Annotated in this window: 20 protein-coding genes; 2 read left to right on the plus strand and 18 right to left on the minus strand. The window is 64.1% G+C overall.

From position 1 onward, the window contains the following. Window position 1 precedes the first annotated feature (1 nt). Genes der through ndk form a run of 8 tightly spaced genes read right to left on the minus strand, consistent with a single transcriptional unit; the run spans window position 2 to window position 7,942 of the window. Complete coding sequence (gene der / locus HG262_RS07530; RefSeq protein WP_169270425.1) at window positions 2–1,354, minus strand: ribosome biogenesis GTPase Der; 1,353 nt, start codon at window positions 1,352–1,354, stop codon at window positions 2–4. Window positions 1,355–1,379: 25 nt separating this feature from the next. After that, on the minus strand, window positions 1,380–2,537 hold the full coding sequence (gene bamB / locus HG262_RS07535) for an outer membrane protein assembly factor BamB (protein WP_169270426.1): 1,158 nt from the start codon (window positions 2,535–2,537) through the stop codon (window positions 1,380–1,382). Between the two features lie 5 nt (window positions 2,538–2,542). After that, window positions 2,543–3,181, minus strand: coding sequence for a tetratricopeptide repeat protein (locus HG262_RS07540; RefSeq protein ID WP_169270427.1), 639 nt, complete (start codon window positions 3,179–3,181; stop codon window positions 2,543–2,545). Between the two features lie 3 nt (window positions 3,182–3,184). After that, on the minus strand, window positions 3,185–4,471 hold the full coding sequence (gene hisS, locus HG262_RS07545) for a histidine--tRNA ligase (RefSeq protein WP_211187002.1): 1,287 nt from the start codon (window positions 4,469–4,471) through the stop codon (window positions 3,185–3,187). Window positions 4,472–4,526: 55 nt separating this feature from the next. Beyond that, a complete protein-coding gene (gene ispG / locus HG262_RS07550) occupies window positions 4,527–5,813 on the minus strand; it encodes a flavodoxin-dependent (E)-4-hydroxy-3-methylbut-2-enyl-diphosphate synthase (RefSeq protein ID WP_169270429.1) in 1,287 nt (428 codons plus the stop codon). Between the two features lie 13 nt (window positions 5,814–5,826). Further along, window positions 5,827–6,321 (minus strand): helix-turn-helix domain-containing protein, encoded by a 495-nt coding sequence (locus HG262_RS07555; protein ID WP_169270430.1) that lies wholly within the window; start codon window positions 6,319–6,321, stop codon window positions 5,827–5,829. Next, entirely contained in the window at window positions 6,318–7,472 is a 1,155-nt protein-coding gene (gene rlmN, locus HG262_RS07560) for a 23S rRNA (adenine(2503)-C(2))-methyltransferase RlmN (protein WP_169270431.1), read from the minus strand. The genes HG262_RS07555 and rlmN overlap by 4 nt, the downstream gene beginning before the upstream one ends. Before the next feature lie 44 nt (window positions 7,473–7,516). Further along, on the minus strand, window positions 7,517–7,942 hold the full coding sequence (ndk, locus tag HG262_RS07565) for a nucleoside-diphosphate kinase (RefSeq protein WP_006223997.1): 426 nt from the start codon (window positions 7,940–7,942) through the stop codon (window positions 7,517–7,519). Window positions 7,943–8,347: 405 nt separating this feature from the next. Here ndk and HG262_RS07570 point away from each other — a divergent pair, with 405 nt between their 5' ends. After that, complete coding sequence (locus HG262_RS07570; RefSeq protein ID WP_169270432.1) at window positions 8,348–11,242, plus strand: valine--tRNA ligase; 2,895 nt, start codon at window positions 8,348–8,350, stop codon at window positions 11,240–11,242. A gap of 83 nt (window positions 11,243–11,325) precedes the next feature. On the opposite strand, the gene HG262_RS07575 is transcribed toward HG262_RS07570, so the two are convergent. The 8 genes from HG262_RS07575 to rpsP all read right to left on the minus strand — a co-directional run bounded on the left by HG262_RS07575 (window position 11,326) and on the right by rpsP (window position 17,621). Then, entirely contained in the window at window positions 11,326–12,615 is a 1,290-nt protein-coding gene (locus HG262_RS07575; RefSeq protein WP_169270433.1) for an FAD-binding oxidoreductase, read from the minus strand. Between the two features lie 12 nt (window positions 12,616–12,627). Beyond that, complete coding sequence (locus HG262_RS07580) at window positions 12,628–13,359, minus strand: amino acid ABC transporter ATP-binding protein (RefSeq protein WP_006224000.1); 732 nt, start codon at window positions 13,357–13,359, stop codon at window positions 12,628–12,630. Beyond that, entirely contained in the window at window positions 13,356–14,009 is a 654-nt protein-coding gene (locus tag HG262_RS07585; RefSeq protein ID WP_169270486.1) for an amino acid ABC transporter permease, read from the minus strand. Before HG262_RS07585 ends, HG262_RS07580 begins: the two co-directional genes overlap by 4 nt. A gap of 123 nt (window positions 14,010–14,132) precedes the next feature. Continuing rightward, window positions 14,133–14,888, minus strand: coding sequence for an ABC transporter substrate-binding protein (locus tag HG262_RS07590; RefSeq protein WP_169270434.1), 756 nt, complete (start codon window positions 14,886–14,888; stop codon window positions 14,133–14,135). A gap of 100 nt (window positions 14,889–14,988) precedes the next feature. Beyond that, window positions 14,989–15,705, minus strand: a complete 717-nt coding sequence (locus tag HG262_RS07595) for a helix-turn-helix domain-containing protein (protein ID WP_248293276.1) — start codon at window positions 15,703–15,705, stop codon at window positions 14,989–14,991. A 107-nt stretch (window positions 15,706–15,812) separates the two neighbouring features. Further along, window positions 15,813–16,661: a tRNA (guanosine(37)-N1)-methyltransferase TrmD gene (gene trmD, locus HG262_RS07600; protein ID WP_169270435.1), complete on the minus strand. Its 849-nt coding sequence runs from the start codon at window positions 16,659–16,661 to the stop codon at window positions 15,813–15,815. Further along, a complete protein-coding gene (gene rimM, locus HG262_RS07605; RefSeq protein WP_169270436.1) occupies window positions 16,661–17,278 on the minus strand; it encodes a ribosome maturation factor RimM in 618 nt (205 codons plus the stop codon). The genes trmD and rimM overlap by 1 nt, the downstream gene beginning before the upstream one ends. A gap of 82 nt (window positions 17,279–17,360) precedes the next feature. Beyond that, window positions 17,361–17,621: a 30S ribosomal protein S16 gene (rpsP, locus tag HG262_RS07610; RefSeq protein ID WP_006224007.1), complete on the minus strand. Its 261-nt coding sequence runs from the start codon at window positions 17,619–17,621 to the stop codon at window positions 17,361–17,363. A 443-nt stretch (window positions 17,622–18,064) separates the two neighbouring features. On the opposite strand from rpsP, the gene HG262_RS07615 reads away from it, so the two are divergent. Then, window positions 18,065–18,646, plus strand: a complete 582-nt coding sequence (locus HG262_RS07615) for a hypothetical protein (protein WP_169270437.1) — start codon at window positions 18,065–18,067, stop codon at window positions 18,644–18,646. Window positions 18,647–18,735: 89 nt separating this feature from the next. Here HG262_RS07615 and HG262_RS07620 read toward each other — a convergent pair whose 3' ends face one another. Continuing rightward, window positions 18,736–19,005, minus strand: coding sequence for a sulfurtransferase TusA family protein (locus HG262_RS07620; protein ID WP_169270438.1), 270 nt, complete (start codon window positions 19,003–19,005; stop codon window positions 18,736–18,738). After that, a complete protein-coding gene (gene alaS / locus HG262_RS07625; RefSeq protein WP_169270439.1) occupies window positions 19,005–21,629 on the minus strand; it encodes an alanine--tRNA ligase in 2,625 nt (874 codons plus the stop codon). Before alaS ends, HG262_RS07620 begins: the two co-directional genes overlap by 1 nt. Window positions 21,630–21,632 lie beyond the last annotated feature (3 nt).

Raw genomic sequence — 21,632 nt, forward strand, 5'->3', positions numbered from 1 at the left:
ATCAGCTTTCCTGCGCGTAGGGGTTGTGCGAAGACTTGAATTCGATGCGCAAGGGCGTGCCGGCCAGATCGAACGCATTGCGGAAACGCGTTTCCAGGTAGCGGCGATACGAATCCGGGATGGCGTCCAGCGCATTGCCGTGAATGACGACCAGCGGCGGGTTCTGCCCGCCCTGGTGCGCATAGCGCATCTTGGGACGGAAAATGCCCTTGCGCGGAGGCTGCTGCTGCTCGATGGCGGCCTGCAGTTCACGTGTCAGCTTGGGCGTGGACAGCTTGGCGAACGCGGCGGCGTGCGCCGAATTGATGGACTTCAAGAGCGGCTTGATGCCCTGCCCGCGCAACGCTGAAATGGTGTGCATGCGCGCGAACGACAGGAAGCGCAGCTTGCGCTGGAATTCGCGCTCGATGCGTTCTTTTTCCTCGCCGTCCAGGCCATCCCACTTGTTGATGGCCACCACGACGGCGCGGCCGGTTTCCAGCACGAAGCCCGCGATGTGGGCATCCTGCTCGGAAATCTCGGTGTGCGCGTCCAGCATCAGCAGCACGACGTTGCTGGCCTCGATGGCCTGCAGCGTCTTGATGACGGAGAATTTTTCAACGGCCTCGAATACCTTGCCGCGCTTGCGCAGGCCGGCGGTGTCGATCAGCGTGTAACGGCGGCCATCACGGTCGAAATCGATCTCGATGGCGTCGCGCGTCGTGCCGGGCAAGTCAAACGCGATCACGCGTTCTTCGCCCATCAAGGTATTGATGAGGGTCGATTTGCCGACGTTCGGACGGCCCACGATCGCCAGCTTGATGCGGTGATCGTGATCGCCTTCCTCGAAGACTTCTTCTTCGGCAGGCGGCTCGGCCAGGTCTTTCAGCGCCAGCTCGATCAGATCGACGATGCCGTCGCCGTGCGCCGCCGAAATCGGATAGGGCTGGCCCAATCCCAGCTCGTGGAACTCGGAGATGGCCGGGCCCAGACCCATCCCTTCCGCCTTGTTCACCGCCAACAGCACGCGTTGCTGGCCGGACTTGCGCAGCAACTGCGCGATTTCGTGGTCGTGTGCATTGATGCCGGCGCGGGCGTCCACCAGGAACACCACCACATCCGCTTCGGCGATGGCCTGCCGCGTCTGGCGGGCCATCTCCAGCAGGATGCCGTCCTTGGCGACGGGTTCGAAACCGCCGGTATCGATAGCGATGAACGGGATCTCGCCTACCCTGCCCTCACCGTAATGGCGATCGCGGGTCAGGCCGGAAAAATCGGCCACCAACGCGGCGCGCGATCGCGTCAGGCGGTTGAAAAGGGTCGACTTCCCCACATTGGGGCGACCGACCAGGGCAACGACAGGCTTGAAAGACACGGTGTAAGGCTTTGTTCTATAGGTTTTAGTTGGCGCCGATCATGACGAGATTGCCATTTCCCGTCTGGACCAGCACACCTTGGGGGGTGGTTTGCGGCGGCGAAACGACGGCGCCTCCACCCACGGACAGCCGCGCCATCAGGCTGCCATCACTACGGGACAGGAAGTGCAGGTAGCCTTCCAGGTCGCCCACTGCCAGCGCTCCACCCAGCATAGCCGGTGCGGTGACTTGGCGGTTCTTCAGCGCTGCCTGCTTCCAGACATTGCCGCCATTATCCAGCGCAAACGCGCTGACGACGCTGTTCTGGTCAGCCGAATAGGCGAAACGCTCGTCCAGCGTCAAGCCGCTGACGCTGGAAAAATCCTTGGCCCACAACGGGCGGCCACCCGCCGTGACGTCAAAGCAGACGATACGCCCTTGATAGGCGACCGCGCAAAGGAGATTACCCGCGATGCGCGGGACACCGACGACGTCGGTCAGGCGCTCGAGGTCGCTTGCGCCCTTGGGCGTGGCCACGGTGCCTTCCCACTGCACATTACCGCTGTTGGAGGCAATCGCCATCAGCTTGCCGCCCGGCAGGCCGGTGATGACCAGGCCTTCGGCCAGCACCATCTGCGACACGCTGCGCAGGGCCAGCGACGGACCGGGGCGCTGCACGCTCCAGACACGTTCGCCGCTGTTGGCGTCGAACGCCTGGATGCGGTAGTCGCCACTGCGCACGACCACGATGCCGTAGCCCACCACGGGCGGGATCGTGACGTCGCTGGTGGCGCGGACCTTCCACTTCACCTTGCCGTTGTCGTCGAAGGCGATCACGTCGCCGTCGGGCGAGGCCACCGCGGTGGTGGTGCCATCGCTGCCGGCGCCGGCCGACAGCTTGCCGTCGGTCTTGGCCTTCCAGAGGGGACGGCCGCTTTGCAGGTCAAACTTGCCCACCGAGCCGTCCGGCGTGGCGGCGTACACGGCGCTGCCCAGGACCGTGGGCGCGAAGCCCAGGCCGGATCCGCTGCCGATCGAGGTCGACCAGACCTGATGCACGGACATACCGGCCTTGTACTCGGTCAGCGGCGCGGGATCGTAACGGCCGTCATCGTGCGAAAACAAGCCACATCCGCCCAGCGCAAGCAAGCTTGCCAGGCAAACGGCGCCACGCCACGTACGACCAGGTGCAAATTTACGCATTACAGTCACGCTCCGCTCAAGGCATCCAATTTCAACTGCACAACCTGGGTCATCGGATTCGACGTGCCCAGGCCATCAATGGCGCTTTGCCATGCCGCACGCGCTTCGTCGCGCTTGCCTTGCGCAGCGAGGATATCGCCACGGCGGTCCGCGAACAAGGCGGCAAAGGCGGCCGGCGGGTTGTTCAATTGCGCTAGCGCCGCGTCATATTGCTTCTGATCAAGCAACAGGCCGGCCAGGCGCAGGCGCGCCACGGATTGCATGGCCGGGTTCTTGCCTTGCGCGGCCAGCCATTCCAGCTGCTCGCGGGCGCCAGCCTCGTCTTTCTGGGCTTGCAGGGCTTGCGCCGCGACCAGCGCGCCGCGTGCGGCGTAGCCGGTGGCCGGATATTGTTCGCGCAGCGTGGCGGCGGCGGTCTTGATGCGCACCGAGGAATCGGCGCCGCCCAGACGGGCCGCGTCTTCCAGGGCTTCGAAGTAACCCATGGCCTGATTGGCGCGGTGCGATTCGTACGCCTTCCAGCCCCACCAGCCGCCCCATGCCAGGGCAACGACGGCAAACAGCGTGACGATCAACGTGCCGTAACGCGCCCACCACGCCTTGATTGCGTCCAGTTTTTCCTGTTCTTCGAGATCGTATGCCATGCCTTAACCCTTGTTGTTCAGTACCGCAGCCAGATCCGTCAGCGGGACCTGCTGCTGAGCGGCCTCGCCCTGGGCGTCCGCGCGCAAATATTTGACGCTGGCGGTCTGCGACGCGACTTCATCGGCGCCAAGAATAACCGCAACCTTGGCGCCGCTGGCATCCGCGCGCTTGAATTGGGACTTGAAACCAGCCGAACCGGCATGCACGATCACCGACAGGCCGGCGTCGCGCAGGTCTTCGCCGACCCGGGCAGCCAGACGCTGGGCCTCTTCACCCTGGTGCACCACATAGACGTCGCACTCGGCCGGCGCTTCCAGCTGCATGCTCTGTTCCCACAGGTCCAGCAGGCGCTCCATGCCGATCGCGAAGCCGACCGCAGGCGCGTGCTTGCCACCCAGCAGTTCAACCAGGCCGTCATAGCGACCGCCGCCGCAGACCGTGCCCTGGGAGCCCAGGCGGTCGGTGACCCACTCGAACACCGTCAGGTTGTAGTAGTCAAGGCCGCGCACCAGGCGCGGGTTCAGGCTGTATTCAATGCCGGCGTCCGTCAGGCGCTGGCACACGCCATCGAAGTGCGCGCGGGATTCTTCACCCAGGAAGTCGAACAGGCGCGGCGCGCTGTTGGCCATTTCCTGCATGGCCGGATTCTTGGTATCCAGCACGCGCAGCGGGTTGGTGTACAGGCGGCGCTGGCCGTCTTCGTCCAGGATGTCGCGGTGCTTTTCCAGGTGCTCGATCAGGGCGGCGCGGTGCGCGGCGCGCTCGGCGGGCTGACCCAGCGAATTCAGTTCCAGACGCACATCCTTCAGCCCCAGCAGCTTCCACAAGCGGGCCAGCATGACGATCAGTTCGGCGTCCACGTCAGGGCCGGCAAACCCCAGGGCCTCGACGTCGATCTGATGGAACTGGCGGTAGCGGCCGCGCTGCGGGCGCTCGTGGCGGAACACGGGGCCGATCGAGTAGACGCGCTGCGGGCGGTCATAGAGCATGTTGTGCTCGATCGAGGCGCGCACGATGCCGGCAGTCATTTCGGGACGCATCGTCAGCGATTCGCCGTTCAATGCGTCGGTGAACGTGTACATCTCTTTTTCGACGATGTCGGTCACTTCGCCGATGCCGCGCGTGAACAAGCGCGTATGCTCAAGCACGGGCGTACGCACATTGCGGTAGCCATAGCCGCGCAGCCAGCCGCGCACGATTTCCTCGAACTGTTCCCAGCGGGCGCTCGTCCCGGGCAACACGTCATTCATGCCGCGTATGGCGGCCACTTTCTGGAAAGCTTGAGTCATCTTGATCATGCCGTATCACGCGCCTGCCGGCGCGCCCACGGCTACACCCTTTCTTTTAATGAGAGGCGAGCGCGCCGTAACGGCGCGCCACGTAGTCTTCGACGATGGCCTGGAACTCTTCGGCGATATGGTCGCCTTTGAGCGTAACCGTGCGCTCGCCGTCCACGAATACCGGCGCCGCAGGCACTTCGCCCGTTCCCGGCAGACTGATTCCGATATCGGCATGACGGCTTTCGCCCGGCCCATTGACCACACAGCCCATGACCGCGACGTTCATGCTTTCGACGCCCGGATACTGCGCTTTCCAGACCGGCATCTGGCGGCGCAGGTAGGACTGGATGCTATCAGCAAGCTCCTGGAAGAACGTGCTGCTGGTGCGGCCGCAACCGGGGCATGCCACCACCATCGGCGTGAACGCGCGCAGACCCATCGTCTGCAGGATCTCTTGCGCCACGATGGCTTCGCGGCTGCGATCGCCACCGGGTTCCGGCGTGAGCGAAATGCGGATGGTGTCACCGATGCCCTGCTGGAGCAGCACCGCCAACGCGGCGGTGGACGCCACGATGCCTTTGCTGCCCATGCCGGCTTCGGTAAGGCCCAGATGCAGGGGGTAGTCGCAACGGACGGACAAATCGCGGTAGACCGCGATCAAGTCCTGCACATGGCTGACCTTGCAGGACAGGATGATGGCGTCGCGCCGCAGGCCGAGCTCTTCGGCACGCTGCGCGTTGGAAATGGCCGACACGACCAACGCATCGCGCATCACGGCCTGGGCCTCCCAGGGCTGCGCGCGGCGGCTGTTTTCGTCCATCTTGCGCGCCATCAGCTCGTGGTCCAGGCTGCCCCAGTTCACGCCGATGCGCACGGGTTTGTCGTAGCGGCAGGCCACGTCGATCATTTGCGCGAAGTTGTCGTCGCGCCGCTTGCCGCCGCCCATGTTGCCGGGGTTGATCCGGTACTTGGACAGCGCCTGCGCGCATTCGGGAAACTGCGTCAGCAGCTTGTGGCCGTTGTAGTGGAAATCGCCCACCAGCGGCACGTTCACGCCCATGCGGTCGAGCTGTTCGCGGATGGCGACCACTTCGCGAGCCGCTTCGGGCGTATTCACCGTGATGCGCACCAGCTCGGAGCCGGCCAGCGCCAGCTCTTTGACCTGGATCGCCGTGGCGATGGCGTCGGCGGTGTCGGTGTTGGTCATGGACTGCACCACGACCGGGGCGTCGCCGCCCACCATCACGACGCGATCGCCCCACTTCACCGCCACCGAACGCGTGGCGCGGCGCAGCGCGGCCCCCACGGAGGGAGGCGGCACATCCTGGCAAGGCAGAGGAGAATCTTGCATCGGTGGAACCGGGTTACTTGGTCGGCTTCTGCAGCCAGTCGAACGGCAGCCATTGCTGCGGCAACCAGCCTTGCCAGAAGGCATACGCCACGCCGGCGGCCAGCACCAGCACGATGGCGATGAGCCATCCCCAGGAGGTCGAGGACGAACGGTCGTCGTCGGCGCTGGACTGGGGGATGGAATGCGCCGAATGCAGGGCGCCCGGGCTCAGTTTCACCGGACCGGTGACACGGGCTTTGGGGTCCAGCGAATCGACGATGGCTTGAGAATCCGCGCCCAGCAGGCGCGCGTAGTTACGGACCAGGCCGCGCAGGGAAACGCCGGTGGGCAGGTCCGCCCACGCTTCGTTTTCTAGGGCTTCGATCTGCTTCGTGGAAAACTTGATGCGGCTGGACACTTCGTCGAGCGACCAGCCTTTGGACTGGCGCAGCGTTCGCAATGCCGAGCCCACGCTGCCCGCAGCGCTGGCGGGCGTTTCAGAAACTGCAGAAGCGAAATCCTGCGTCATGCATGCACCTGTTTAATTGGTATGGTCTGGCGCTGTGCGGCATTGCGCTCGGTAATCCGAGTGCGGTCCCGCACTTCTCCGGCCAGTTGACCACAAGCTGCATCGATATCGTCGCCCCGGGTCTTGCGCACGGTCGTGATGATGCCCGCGTCCATCAGACGCTGCGCGAACACCTTGACGCGTGCTGAGTTGGAGCGCTTCAGGCCCGACTCGGGGAAGGGGTTGAACGGAATCAGATTGAGCTTGCAGCGCAGCTGGCGTGCAATTTGGATCAGTTCCTTGGCGTGCTGGTCGGTGTCGTTGATGCCGTCCAGCATGCAGTATTCAAACGTGATGAAGTCGCGCGGGGCGAACGCCAGATAGCGTTCGCACGCCGCCAGCAACTCTTTCAGCGGGTACTTCTTGTTCAGCGGCACCAGCTCGTCGCGCAGCGCATCGTTGGGCGCATGCAGCGAGACGGCCAGCGCCACCGGACAGTCCTGCGACAGGCGGTCCATCATGGGGACGACGCCCGAGGTGGACACCGTGACGCGACGGCGGGACAAGCCGTAGGCGTTGTCGTCCAGCATCAGGCGCAGCGCCGGCAGGACCTGGTCGTAGTTGAGCAGGGGCTCGCCCATGCCCATCATCACCACGTTGCTGATGACGCGCGTATCTTCGGTGGTTTTGGCGCTTTCCAGGCGGGCGGTGCCGATGTCGGCTTCCAGCACGCGCTTGGCCCACCACAACTGGCCGATGATTTCGCTGGTTTTCAGGTTGCGGTTGAAGCCCTGGTGCCCGGTCGAGCAAAAGCGGCAGTTCACCACGCAGCCGGCCTGGCTGGAAATGCAAAGGGTGCCGCGATCGTCTTCGGGGATGAAGACGGTTTCGATGGCATTGCCCTGCCCCACGTCGAACAGCCACTTGCGCGTGCCGTCGGTCGAGCGCTGCTCGATATTGACGGGCAAGGCCTCGATGCGGCAATGCGACGCAAGCTGGCCGCGGAACTCGCGGGCCAGGTCGGTCATGGCGTCGAACGAATCGGCGCCGCGCTGATGCATCCAGCGCTGCAGCTGGCGGGCGCGAAACGGCTTGCCGCCCCACTGCCCGACAAGTTCGGACAGGGCGGAGCCATCCAGCCCCAGCAGATTGATTCGTTCGACGGATTCCATGACCTGGGTAACGCTAAAAAACTAAAACAGTGCTTCCGGAGAAATCAACGGCTGTGGATGTTGATTTCGGGGAAGAAGAAAGCGATTTCGACAGCAGCCGTTTCCGGAGCGTCCGAGCCGTGCACGGCGTTGGCGTCGATGCTGTCGGCGAAATCGGCGCGGATGGTGCCGGGAGCAGCCTTCTTCGGGTCCGTGGCGCCCATCAGGTCGCGGTTCTTCAGGATGGCGTCTTCACCTTCCAGCACTTGCACGAAGACCGGGCCCGAGATCATGAAATCGACCAGGTCCTTGAAGAAGGGGCGTTCCGAGTGCACGGCGTAGAAACGCTCGGCATCGGCGCGCGACAGTTGCGCCAGGCGGGCGGCGATGACCTTCAGGCCGGCTTGCTCGAAGCGGCCGACGATCTGGCCGATGACGTTCTTGGCGACGGCGTCGGGCTTGATGATCGAGAGGGTGCGTTGGATGGACATAAGAACTCCGAAAGCTGATTTCTGACTGGTTTCTGATGAATTGCCTGGCGTGGCTCTGCACTTGTCGGTGTCACCCTTGAAGTGTCATCGCGCGATTGGCGCACAGGCGGTCCGGATTGTTTGAACAGTTCTGCTGAACGCTCCGGGCCGTCCTGAACCACATGGCCAAGGCAGGGATTCGACACTGCCTACCGATCAGACGCGCCCTCAATTCTGCTTCGGATTTCTGAAACGCGGACTTTTCCGTGCGCATTTCCGAAGGAATCCTTAATGAATTCAGGGACTTCTAAAAGGTTTACAGTAACCCGGTATTCTAACACGCTGAGAAGACCGCATTACATCTTAAAATGAGCGGTTTGCTGCCCGTATCCCTACGCCGGGCGCCCTGTTTGCCGGAACCCTGTAATGACTCAAGCCGCCCCCCCGAACGCCGCGAATCCCGCGAGCGACACCCCGGAACTCTCCAAGAGCTTCGAACCCTCCGAACTGGAATCCCGCTGGTATGCCGAGTGGGACAAGCGCGGCTACTTCACGGCGGGCCAGCACGTAAAAACGGGGACGGAAAGCCAGCCGTATGTGATCCAGTTCCCGCCGCCCAACGTGACGGGCACGCTCCACATGGGCCATGCCTTCAACCAGACCATCATGGATGGCCTGGTGCGCTACCGCCGCATGGCGGGCGACGACACCGTGTTCATCCCCGGCACCGACCACGCCGGAATCGCCACCCAGATCGTTGTTGAGAGACAGCTGGACGCTCAGAAGGTTTCCCGCCACGACCTCGGCCGCGAAAAATTCGTGGAAAAGGTCTGGGAGTGGAAGGAAAAGTCGGGCAACGCCATCACCGAGCAGGTGCGCCGCCTGGGCGCGTCGGCCGACTGGCCCCGCGAATATTTCACCATGGACGACCGCATGTCGCGCGGCGTGGTGGAAACCTTCGTGCGCCTGCATAAACAGGGACTGATCTACCGCGGCAAGCGCCTGGTCAACTGGGACCCGAAGCTGCTGACCGCCGTGTCCGACCTGGAAGTCCAGTCCGAAGAGACCGATGGCCACATGTGGCACATCCTCTACCCCTTCGTCGACGGACCTCAGACCATCGTCGACAAGGACGGCCAGACCGTCACGCTGCGCGGCATGACGATCGCCACGACGCGCCCGGAAACGATGCTGGCCGACGGCGCCCTGTGCGTGCACCCCGACGACCCGCGCTACCAGCACCTGATCGGCAAGGAAGTCGAACTGCCGCTGTGCGACCGCAACATCCCCATCATCGCGGACGATTTCGTCGACCCCGCATTCGGCACCGGCTGCGTCAAGATCACCGGCGCCCACGATTTCAACGACTACGCCTGCGCGATGCGCCATGATCTGCCGCTGATCGTGATCTTCACGCTGGATGCGCACATCAATGAAAACGGCCCCAAGCAGTTCCAGGGCCTGGAGCGCTACGAAGCGCGCAAGGCGGTCGTCGCCCAACTGGACGCCGAAGGCTATCTGGTCAAGATCGAACCGCACAAGATGATGCAGCCCAAGGGCGACCGCACCGGCGTCGTGCTAGAGCCCATGCTGACGGACCAGTGGTTTGTCGCCATGAGCAAGCCGGCCCCGGAAGGCACGCTGAACCCGGGCAAGAGCATCACCGAAGTGGCGCTGGAAGTCGTAGCCGACGGCCGCATCAAGTTCTATCCGGACAACTGGACGACCATCTACAACCAGTGGCTGAACAACATCCAGGACTGGTGCATCTCGCGCCAGCTGTGGTGGGGCCACCAGATCCCGGCCTGGTATTCGGAAGACGGCCAGGTCTTCGTTGCCCACGACGAAGCCGGCGCCATCGAACAGGCGCGCGCCGCCGGCGTGACGGGCGAGCTCACCCGCGACCCGGACGTGCTGGACACCTGGTTTTCGTCGGGCCTCGTGCCCTTCACGACGCTGGGCTGGCCGGAAAACACACCGGACCTGCAACGCTACCTGCCCTCCAGCGTGCTGGTCACGGGCTTTGACATCATCTTCTTCTGGGTCGCCCGCATGGTCATGCTGACCACGCACCTGACCGGCCAGATCCCGTTCAAGCACGTCTACGTGCACGGTCTGATCCGCGACGCCGACGGCCAGAAGATGAGCAAGTCCAAGGGCAACACGCTAGACCCGGTCGACCTGATCGACGGCATCGACCTGGACGGCCTGGTCGCCAAACGCACCTATGGCCTGATGAACCCCAAGCAGGCGGGCGCCATCGAAAAAGCCACGCGCCGCCAGTATCCGGATGGCATCCCCGCCTTCGGCACCGACGCGCTGCGCTTCACGATGGCGGCTTACGCCACGCTGGGCCGCAACATCAACTTCGACCTGAAGCGCTGCGAGGGCTACCGCAACTTCTGCAACAAGCTGTGGAACGCCACGCGCTTCGTGCTGATGAATACCGAAGGCCACGACCTGACGGGCGCGGACGCAGGCGAGACCTCGTTCGTTGACCGCTGGATCATCAGCCAGATGCAGACGCTGGAAGCCGACGTGGCGCGCGGATTCGCCGACTACCGCTTCGACAACATCGCCAATGCGCTGTACCGCTACGTGTGGGACGAGTACTGCGACTGGTACCTGGAACTGGCCAAGGTGCAGATCCAGACCGGCACGCCCGCCCAGCAGCTGGGCACGCGCCGCACGCTGATCCGCGTGCTGGAATGCGTGCTGCGCCTGGCGCACCCGGTCATTCCGTTCATCACGGAAGAACTGTGGCAGAAGGTGTCGGTGGTGGCCGGCAAGCGCAAGGAAGGCGTGGCCGACAGCGTCAGCGTCCAGCCCTACCCGCAAGCCAATCCGGCTGCCGTGGACGTGGCGGCCGAGGCCGACGTGGCCGAACTCAAGGCCCAGGTGGAAGCGGTGCGCGCGCTGCGCGGCGAAATGAACCTGTCGCCCGCCCTGAAGGTGCCGCTGTGCGCCCAAGGCGATGCGCCCACGCTCAAGCGCAACGCGCCGTATCTGGCTGCGCTGGCCAAGCTGAGCCAGGTCGACGTGCTGGACGCCCTGCCCGATGCCGGCGCGCCGGTTCAGGTCGTAGGCGCCAGCCGCCTGATGCTGCACGTCGAGATTGACGTGGCCGCCGAGCGCATTCGCCTGGACAAGGAAATTGCGCGCCTGGAAGGCGAGATCGCCAAGGCCAACGGCAAGCTGTCGAACGCCAGCTTCGTCGAACGCGCCCCTGCGGCGGTCGTCGAACAGGAGAAGGCGCGCATGGCGCAGTTCGGCGAAACCCTGCAGAAAGTGCGTGAACAGCGCGCCAAGCTGGGCGACTGAACAGCTGCCCTAGCTGGCTGAAACGAGAAACCCCGGACCGGTTCCGGGGTTTTTCATTTCATGGACACCATGGGCCGCAACCGTCAGACGCCGCCGTCCGTCATGCGATACCAGGTCACCACCGCATTGACGTAGAGCCGCCGCAGGCCGTACATCGGGAACGGCACGACGGACGACAAGGGCAGAGGCAGCGCGCTGGCGTCGCCTGTCGCCACGTACTGGGCCATGGCGCGACCCATGCTGGTCTGCAGCCCCACCCCGCGGCCCTGGCAGCCGATATCCACCAGCAGGCCCGGTTGCGGTTCGTGCAGATGCGGAAGGTAATCGCGGGTAACGGCAACGCGCCCGCACCAACGGTACTCGAACGGCGTACCCGCCACCTGCGGGAACAGCTTCAGCATCACCCGCTCCAGATGCGCCCAGTCCGCCTGCCCCTTGGGCTCACGGAACGGGCCGCGCCCGCCCATCAGCAACCGGCCCTGATGGTCCAGCCGGAAATACAGCAACAGGTTGCGGGTGTCGGAGCTGACGTGCCCTTCGGGAAGGATGCCCACGCGCACCGTCTCAGGCAACGGCGCCGTGGCCACCTGGAAGGTATTGGCATCGATGATGGACGTCTTCAGGCCGGGCAACAGGTCGCCGCCATAGGCGTTGGTGCACATCACCACCCGGTCGGCGGTGACCGCCGCGCCACCGGCGGTCGTCGCTACCCATTTGCCGCCGTTGCGCGTCAGGCCGGTGACGGGCGTATCCGTGTGAATCGTGGCGCCGGCATTCAGCGCAGCGCGCGCAAGCCCACGCGCATAGCTCAGCGGCTGCACCGCGCCGGCACGGTTATCCACCCATCCGCCCAGATAGCGGTCCGTGCCCAACAAGCGGCCCACCTGCGCGCGATCCAGGGGCTGCGCATCCACCCCATGGCGCGCCCATTGCGCCGCGCGGTCGTGCGCGATACGCAGCGCGTCGGTATTGTGGGCGCCCTGGATCCAGCCTTTGCGGACGTGCGGCACATCCATGGCATGGCGGTCGATCAGGTTGAACACCACGTCCGCGGTCGAGCCTGCAAACCGCAGCAGCCGCTCGCCGCGCTCTTGGCCGAACATCGAGATCAACGCGTCCGGGTCGTACTTCAGCCCAGGGATCACCTGCCCGCCATTGCGCCCCGACCCGCCGAAGCCGATCTCGCGCGCTTCCAGCACCACGGTGTTGACGCCGCGTTCGGCCAGATGCAGCGCGGTGCTCAGGCCGGCGTAGCCGCCGCCGATGACCAGCACGTCCGCTTGCACGGAGACGGCAAGGGGCTGAGTCGGCGGTGGCGCCGAAGCAGTCGCTGCCCACAAGGACGGAGAAAGCGGAAACGGCACTTGCTGCATGATGATTCCTTCCTACATGGGATGCAGCACACGGCGCAGGAAATCCTGCGTGCGGGGGTGCTGCGGATGATTCAGGAGTTCTCGGGCGGCGCCCTGCTCGACCATGACGCCGCCGTCGAAGAACATGACGCGATCGGCGACCTCGCGCGCGAAGCTCATTTCATGCGTCACGACGACCATGGTCATGCCGGCCTCGGCCAGCTTGCGCATCACGCCCAGCACGTCGCCCACCAGTTCGGGGTCCAGCGCAGAGGTCGGTTCGTCGAACAAGATGGCCTTGGGTTGCATTGCCAGGGCGCGCGCAATGGCCACGCGCTGCTGCTGCCCGCCCGACAACTGGTTGGGATGCGCATCCGCCTTGTCGGCCAGCCCCACGCTGGCCAGCAGTTCGCGGCCCCGCTCCAGCACCTGCGCGCGCGGCTCCTTCTTCACGAAGATCGGACCTTCGATCACGTTCTCCAGCGCGGTGCGATGCGGAAACAGGTTGAAGCGCTGGAACACCATCGCGACCTGCGTGCGGATAGACACGATGGACGGCGCATCGGCATCGACCAGCTCGCCATCCACGGTGATGCGTCCGGCGTTGTAGCGCTCCAGCCCATTGATGCAACGCAAGATGGTGGATTTTCCGGAGCCGGACGGGCCGATCACGCACACGACCTCGCCCTTGGTGACTTCGGCGTCGATGCCCTTGAGCACCTCCAGTGGGCCAAAGCTCTTGCGGACTCCCTTGAGCTCGATCATTTCGTGGCGCTCCTTTTCTCCAGATGCCGAACCAGCAGGATCAGCGGCACGCACATCACCAGATACATCAGCGCCACCAGCGAGAACACGGTGGCGTTCTTGAAGGTGGACACGGCGATCAGCTTGCCCTGCAAGGCCAGTTCGGCCACCGTGATCGTGGACGCTTGCGAGGAATCCTTAAGCATCATGATCATGATGTTGCCGTAGGGCGGCAGCACGATCTTCACGGCTTGCGGCAACACCACGCGCCGCATCGTCATGCTCCAGCTCATGCCCATCGCCATCGCGGCCTCGATCTGCCCGCGATCGATGGCCTGGATGCCGGCGCGGAAGTTCTCGGCCTGATACGCGGAATACGCCACGCCCAGGCCGATGATGGCGGCCTGCACGGCCGTCAGCGACACCCCCATGTCGGGCATCACGAAGTAGATGTAGAACAGCAGCACAATGATCGGGATGCCGCGCAGCAGATTGATGATCCCGCCGCTGAGCTTGGACAGGAATGTGTTTCCAGAGACGCGCATCAGCGCCCACACCAGGCCCAGCACCGTCGACAACGCCAGCGAACCCAACGTCACCAGGATCGTCAGCTTCGCGCCTTGCAGCAATATCGGCAGATACTCCGCCGAGTCCTTGAAGAATTCCGTCATGACTTCACCCACCCCGACAAGGCAGCCCACGGGCACGCCGGATGCGCCCCGCCCGCCGGCGCGCGGGTGCGCGCCGGCAAGGCTGATTCGATAACACTTGATGGCTTTGCGGTCAGGCCGGCATCACGCGCCGGACAGGCCCCACTTTTTCAGGATGGCGTCGATGGCGCCACTCGCCTTCAGCTTGACCAGCGCCTTGTTGATGCGGTCGAGCAACGCCGTATCTTCCTTGCGTGTGGCCAGGCCCAGACTGCCCATGATGGTCGGCTGATAGGACGATGCCATCTTCAGGTTCGGATAGTTGCCCTGGGTCAGGATGTAGGCCGCGATGGGGAAGTCCATGAAACCGCCCTGGATGCGGCCGGCGTTGGCGTCGCGCATCATGTCGGGCGGATTGTCGTAGAGCTTCACTTCCTTGAACATGCCGCTTTTCTGGATCGGCTCGACGAATGCAGTGCCGACCTGCACGCCGACGGTCATGCCCTTCATGTCGGCAAAGGATTTGTATTCCTTGTTGTCGGTCTTCAGCACCATCAGCCCTTCGCCGTAGCGGTATACGGGGTCGGAAAAACTGACCACCTGCTGGCGCTGCGGGGTGATGAACATGGCCGCGGACACGATATCGATGCGCTTGGAGGTCAGCGAGCCGATCAGCGCCGAAAACGCCATAGGTTCGATCTGCACCTCGAACCCCGCTTCTTTGCCGACGGCCTTCACGATGTCGACCATCACGCCTTCGATGCTATTGGTCTTGGTGTCGAGAAAGGTGAAAGGACTGCCGGTGGGTGTGGACCCCACTTTCAACACCGTCTGGGCTTGCGCGCCCGCGGCCATGGACAATGCTGCGAATACCGAGACAACCAGAGTCTTGAATTTCATGACATATCCTCATCGTGGCAAAGAAGTCCGAACGACGCGCTGCGTGCCCGGTGGCGCGGCGATCCCCTGATTCGTCGCGCCGCTATATGGAAGCTGGCGCTCAGGGCGCCTGTTGTGTGTCGTCCCCCGCGGCTTGAGTGATGTTGGAGATGGCCCAGATGACCTCCGTCGTCTGCGACCCCGGATTGCGCCAGCGGCGCGGCGTGCTGCTGGCATAGCAAAAACTGTCGCCCTCATTGAGCAGCATGACGCGGTCGCCCACCCATAGCTCAAGCGAACCCTTGAGCACTACGCCGATCTGCTCGCCCTGGCCCGTGACGAAAAGCTCCTGCCCGGTCGAGCCGCCGGGCTCGATGGTGGCGCGGCACAGGTCCATGCTGCGGCAGGCGGGCGGCGTGTACATCTCTTTGCTGATGCCCTTTTCGCTCAGGTCGATATAACGGTGCGTGCCGGCCCTGGCGACACGGCCGCCGTCTTCACTTTGCGTGTGTTCGGCGTTGCGCAGCAGCGAATTCACGGACACGTTGAATTCGCGCGCCAGCACGTGCAGGACCTTTACCGACGCGGAACTCAGGCCGCGCTCGATCTGGCTCAGCAAGCCCAGCGACATGCCGCAAGCGCGGGCCACCTCCGCAAGCGAGCGCCCGTGCTGCTTGCGCAACTGGCGCAATTGCTGGCCCAACCACAAGTCGACGGCGGATTCCGGCCGGCCCGCCAGCGCGCTTGTCGCCGCCGGCAAGGCGGCGCGGCGTTCAGAGGCAGAAAGGCCAGCGGTGGATCGACCCGAAATGGATCGGCCAGAAGGAGATCGAGTCATATGAAAATTTCATTTGCATGTAATTTTCAATACTAAGGAGCAGCCGAAATGCCCACAACCTAGGAACATCCCTAGCGCTTGCGGGGCCGGATCAAAGACGGGATTGCTTAGGACGCGTCCGGTGCTTTCGGGGGCTGGGCGGACGTGGCCGACGGTTTGCGCCTGCGTTTCGGCGCGTCGGCGGCCGAATCGTAGGTGCCGGCCAGTTCAGCCAGGTAGCGTTCGTCCGCCTTGTTCAGCCAGCCTTTCGCCCGAGCCGATTCGATCAGTTCGGGACGCCGGGCGGCCGTCAGCGCAAGCGAACGCTCGCGCCGCCAGCGGGCGATATTGGCGTGATGGCCGCTAAGCAGCGGCGCAGGCACGGACTCGCCTTCGTACACTTCGGGACGCGTGTAATGCGGGCTGTCCAGCAGGCCGGACAAGGTGTCGTTGAACGAATCCTGCAGGGCGGAATCACCATCGTTCAACACCCCTGGCACCAGGCGCACGGCGGCGTCGATCACCGCCAGCGCAGCGATCTCTCCGCCGGACAAGACGAAGTCGCCCAGAGAAATCTCATGCGTGACGCAGCGTTCGATGAACCGCTGGTCCACGCCTTCGTAGCGGCCGCAAATCAGGATGATCCCATCGCTTGCGGCCAATTTTTCGGCACCCGCCTGGTCGTAGCGCTGGCCGACTGGCGCCAGCAGCGCCACAGGGGCGCGGCCCAAGCCAAGCGCTGCGCGCGCGCCCTGGGCGGCATTGACAGCGGCTTCCAAAGGCGCCGCCATCATGACCATTCCGGGGCCGCCGCCATACGGGCGGTCGTCCACCGTGCGATGGACGTCCTGCGTGAAATCCCGGGGATTCCAGGCATGCAAGGACCACCGGCCCTGGGCATGCGCCCGGCCGGTGACACCCAGATCGCGCACCACCCCGAACATTTCGGGAAAGAGCGTAATGACGTCGAATCGCATCAAAGATCCACCGGCCAGTCGCTGTCTATGCGGCGAGCAGCCAGATCGACGGCGTGTATGTGCGCACGTACGAACGGAACAAGCATTTCGGCGGGTCGGCCTTTGGCGTTCAGGATAGGCTCGGGCCCTTCGGCCCCCACCTTCTGGCACAAGACCTTCAAGACGGCGTGAGCGCCGTTATCAAGGACTTCGTCCACCACGCCAATCAGCGCGGGTTCACCGTTGGCGCTGGTGTACAGCGAACAACCGATGAGATCGACCCAGTAGTATTCGTCTTCCTTGGGCACAGGAAAAGACCCGCGCGGCGCTTGCACGGAATATCCGCGCAAGGCTTCCGCCTGATCGCGATCCGCAATGCCTGCCAGCTGGGCCACTACCGTGGAGCCCTGCGAACGGACTTGCAAAACCTTGATTGCGACAGGCGCAGACGCGACAGCGCCCCGCGCCAATTCAGGCACAGGGCGAGTCAACCACCATTGAGACGCTGAGAGCAGCACTTCGGCATTGGCCGAATGGGGCTGCACCTTAACCCAGCCTTTCACACCGTAGGCTGCACTGATGCGGCCCAGCTCGATCAAATCCGTAGGCGCCGCGTTAGAGGTTGCGGCATCAGACATGTATCGCGCTCTTCGTAATGATGAAACAGCTAAGAATGGTAGCTTTACAGCTGAACTAACGGCTTGTGTACGACGCAGGCAATTAAGCTGCGGCGGAAACCTTGGCCGAGTAGTCCTTGACCAGACGCTCGACAGCGGGCGACAGTTGTGCGCCAGTGCCGGTCCAGTACTGCACGCGATCCAGCGCAATGCGCAGGTTTTCCGTGCCTTCGCTAGCTACGGGGTTGTAGAAACCCACGCGCTCGATGAAGCGGCCGTCGCGACGGTTACGCGAATCGGTGGCCACCAGGTTGTAAAACGGACGCTTCTTGGACCCACCGCGGGCCAGGCGAATCACCACCATAGGTAATCCCTTGAATTAGTTGTGAAAAACGGGAAATTCTAGCACTTAAACAAGCCGGCTGGCAAATGCAGGTGCTGAATCAGTCGTGGCGGCGCAATTTGTATCCTAAAACACCGCATCCGGGTATTCTACAAATATGGGCCGGAGCCCACCGCAAATGAAAGTGTAGCCTCACGGCACGCTTCGCGTCTTTCATTTCGTGCGGTTGAACCTGAGTGCGTGTGAAGAATAACCCGATTGGAGAGATCGGTTTTATGTCGACCTGCGCAAGACCTGACGCTTTGCTCCCCCCGGCTACGCCGCTACGGCGCCGCCCCTCCCCTGCATTCAAACCCTCGTCCTGAGGGCTGGACACTCCCCCCCTTTTGCTCTACCCCCCGGTTTTCCCCGCGTTTTTTCCGTGTTTTTTCCCAACACTTCCTCTATTGGAGAGGTGCCACACCATGAAGAACCAGAAATCCGCCTTCGCCCCCGTCGCGCGCCTTGCTCTGACCGGCCTACTGCTGGGCACGCTGGCAATGCCGCTTGCGGCCTCCGCCCGTGTCGTAGGCGCGGCATTGACCACCGCTTCGGGCAAAGTCACGGCCGTTGACCCCGCGACCCGCACCATCACGCTGCAAGGCGCCAACGGTAATACCGTGGACGTGCTGGCGGGCCCGGAAGTCCGCAATTTCCAACAGATCAAGCCGGGCGACACGCTGACGCTGGACTATTACGAGTCCGTCGCGGTCGATGTGCGCCCGGCCGGTTCGGGCGCCCCCGAAGTGGTGACCGAGACCGCCGCCAACCGCAGCGCCAAGGGCGCCAAGCCGGGCGGCGCAATGGGCCGCCAGACGACGATCACCGCCGAGATCTGGCACATCAACAAAAGCGCCAACCTGGTCACGCTGAAGGGCCCGCAAGGCGGCATGCGCACGATCCAGGTGAAGGATCCCGCCCTGCAGGCGCGCCTGCAGCAGCTCAAGGAAGGGGATCTGGTGGATTTCACCATCACCCAGGCTGTCGCGGCAGCCATCCACAAGTAAGCACATCTCGCGTCGACGCAAAAAGGCCCGCGGGATGAAGCGGGCCTTTTTATTCGAGCGCCGGCACGGGCCTCAACGGCCCGCGCGCGTCAGCGCCTGCGCAGGTAATGCACGCCGCGGCCGTCGTCCTCTTGCTGCAGGACCAGCGTGTTGCCGGTCTGCCGCGCAAAGGCCTGGAAGTCGCGAATGGCGTTGCGGTCCGTGGTGATGACGCGCAACACGTCGCCGCTGGCCATCTGCGCCAAGGCCTTCTTGGCGCGCAGGATGGGCAAGGGACACGTCAGGCCACTGGCATCCACTTCCTGCTCGAAGGCAGGCGCTTGCGCGCCCGAATCGAGGCCGGTTTCAACGCTGTCCATCAGAGACGCTCGTCCACCCACTTCTGCACGCCGGCGATCGCCGCGGGCAAGGCCGCAAGGTCGGTGCCGCCGCCCATGGCCATGTCGGGACGGCCACCGCCCTTGCCGCCCACCTGGCTGGCGACAAAGCCCACCAGGTCGCCGGCCTTGATGCGGTCGGTCAGATCGGCCGTAACGCCGCCCACCACGCTGATCTTGCCGTCGGCGGAGCCGGTGGCAAGCAGCACGACGGCCGGTTTCAGGCGGTCTTTCAGGTTGTCGACCATGCCGCGCAAGGCTTTGGGATCCACGTCGCCGATGCTGGCGGCCAGGACCTTGATGCCCTTGACGTCCACTGCGGCGCTGGCGGCCAGGTCATTGCCCGCGCTGGCAGCCAGCTTGTTGCGGGATTGTTCCAGATCCTTTTCCAACGCCTTGATCTGGTCCTGCACCTGCGCGATGCGCGCCGGCACGTCGGCCGGCGTGCTGCGCAGCATGCCAGCGATCTGGGTCAGCAGGGCGTTCTGGCTCTGCACCCAAGCCAGCGCGTTGTCTCCGGTGATGGCCTCGATGCGGCGCACCCCCGCGGCCACGCCGCCTTCGGAAATGATCTTGAACAGGCCGATGTCGCCCGTGCGGCTGACGTGCGTGCCGCCGCAGAGTTCGCGCGAGAAGCCGATGTCCAGCACCCGCACGGTATCGCCGTACTTTTCGCCGAACAGTGCCATAGCACCACCCTTGACGGCGTCGTCGTAGGCCATGACCTGGGCCACGGTGGGCTGGTTGGCCAACACTTCGGCGTTGACGATGGCTTCGACGCGAGCAATCTGCTCGGCGGTCATCGGCGAGTCCTGCGCAAAGTCGAAGCGGGTCTTGTCGGGATCCACCAGCGAGCCGCGCTGCTGCACGTGCGAACCCAGCACCTGGCGCAAGGCCTTGTGCATCAGGTGGGTGGCCGAGTGGTTGCGGATCGTGCGGGCGCGGCGGACCGCGTCAACGCGGGCCAGCAGGGTATCGCCCACCGACAGCGAACCGGATTCCAGCACGCCATGGTGGCCGGACACGCCGGCCTGGATCTTCAAGGTGTCGCCGACGGCAAAGCGCACGCCGTCCGCTTCCAGCAAGCCCGTGTCGCCGACCTGGCCGCCCGACTCCGCGTAGAACGGGGTGGCGTCCAGCACGACCACGGCGCTTTGGCCGGCTTTCACTTCCTGCACCTGGGTGCCGTCCACGTACAGGGCGGTGACCTTGACGTTGTCCAGCTCCAGCTTTTCATAGCCTTCGAAGCGCGTTTCGGCCCCTTCGTAGCTGAGGCCTTCGGCCATCTTGAACTTGCCGGCGGCGCGAGCCTGGTCGCGCTGGCGTTCCATGGCGACCTCGAAGCCGGCCATGTCGATTTCCACTTCGCGTTCGCGGCAGATGTCGGCGGTCAGGTCCACGGGGAAGCCGTAGGTGTCGTACAGCGTGAACAGCGTATTCCCGTCCAGCACGCCGCCCTTGGCGACATTGGCCAGGGCCGTGTCCAGGATGCGCATGCCGTGTTCCAGCGTTTCGCCGAAACGCTCTTCTTCCTGCTTGAGTACCTGGGCCACGCGGTCGGCCATGGCGGCCAGTTCCGGATAGGCTTCGCCCATTTCGGCGACCAGATCCGGCACCAGGCGGTGGAAGAACGGCTTGGTCTGGCCCAGCTTGTAGCCATGGCGCAGCGCGCGGCGCACGATACGGCGCAGCACGTAGCCGCGGCCTTCGTTGCTGGGGATCACGCCGTCGACGATCAGGAACGAGCAGGCGCGGATGTGGTCCGCGATGACCTTGAGCGAATTGTTTTCCAGGTCTTTGATGCCGGTTTCGCGAGCAGCGGCGTGGATCAGCTTCTGGAAAAGGTCGATTTCGTAGTTGGAGTGCACGCCCTGCAGGACGGCGGCGATGCGCTCCAGACCCATGCCGGTATCGACACAGGGGCGCGGCAGGCGCGGCATGTTGCCGGCGGCGTCGCGCTCGAACTGCATGAACACCAGGTTCCAGATTTCGATGTAGCGGTCGCCGTCTTCCTCGGGCGATCCCGGGGGGCCGCCCCAGATTTCCGGACCGTGGTCAAAGAAGATTTCGGAGCACGGACCGCAAGGACCGGTGTCGGCCATCTGCCAGAAGTTGTCGGAGGCGTAGCGCGCGCCCTTGTTGTCGCCGATGCGGATGATGCGCTCGGTCGGCACGCCGACTTCCTTGGCCCAGATGTCGTAGGCTTCGTCGTCTTCCTGGTACACCGTGACCCAGAGTTTTTCGGCCGGCAGTTTGTAGACCTGCGTCAGCAGTTCCCAGGCGTATTGGATGGCGTCGCGCTTGAAGTAGTCGCCAAAGCTGAAGTTGCCCAGCATTTCGAAGAACGTATGGTGGCGGGCCGTGTAGCCCACGTTCTCCAGGTCGTTGTGCTTGCCGCCGGCGCGCACGCTGCGCTGCGACGACGTGGCGCGCGAGTACGACCGCGATTCCTTGCCGGTGAAGACGTCCTTGAACTGGACCATGCCCGAATTGGTGAAGAGCAAGGTCGGGTCGTTGCCGGGGACGAGCGACGACGAAGGAACAATGGTGTGCCCCTTCGACTTGAAGAATTGCAGGAACTGGCGGCGAATCTCAGAGGATTTCATCGT

Source organism: Achromobacter sp. Bel (assembly GCF_012928505.1).
GTDB lineage: Bacteria > Pseudomonadota > Gammaproteobacteria > Burkholderiales > Burkholderiaceae_B > Achromobacter.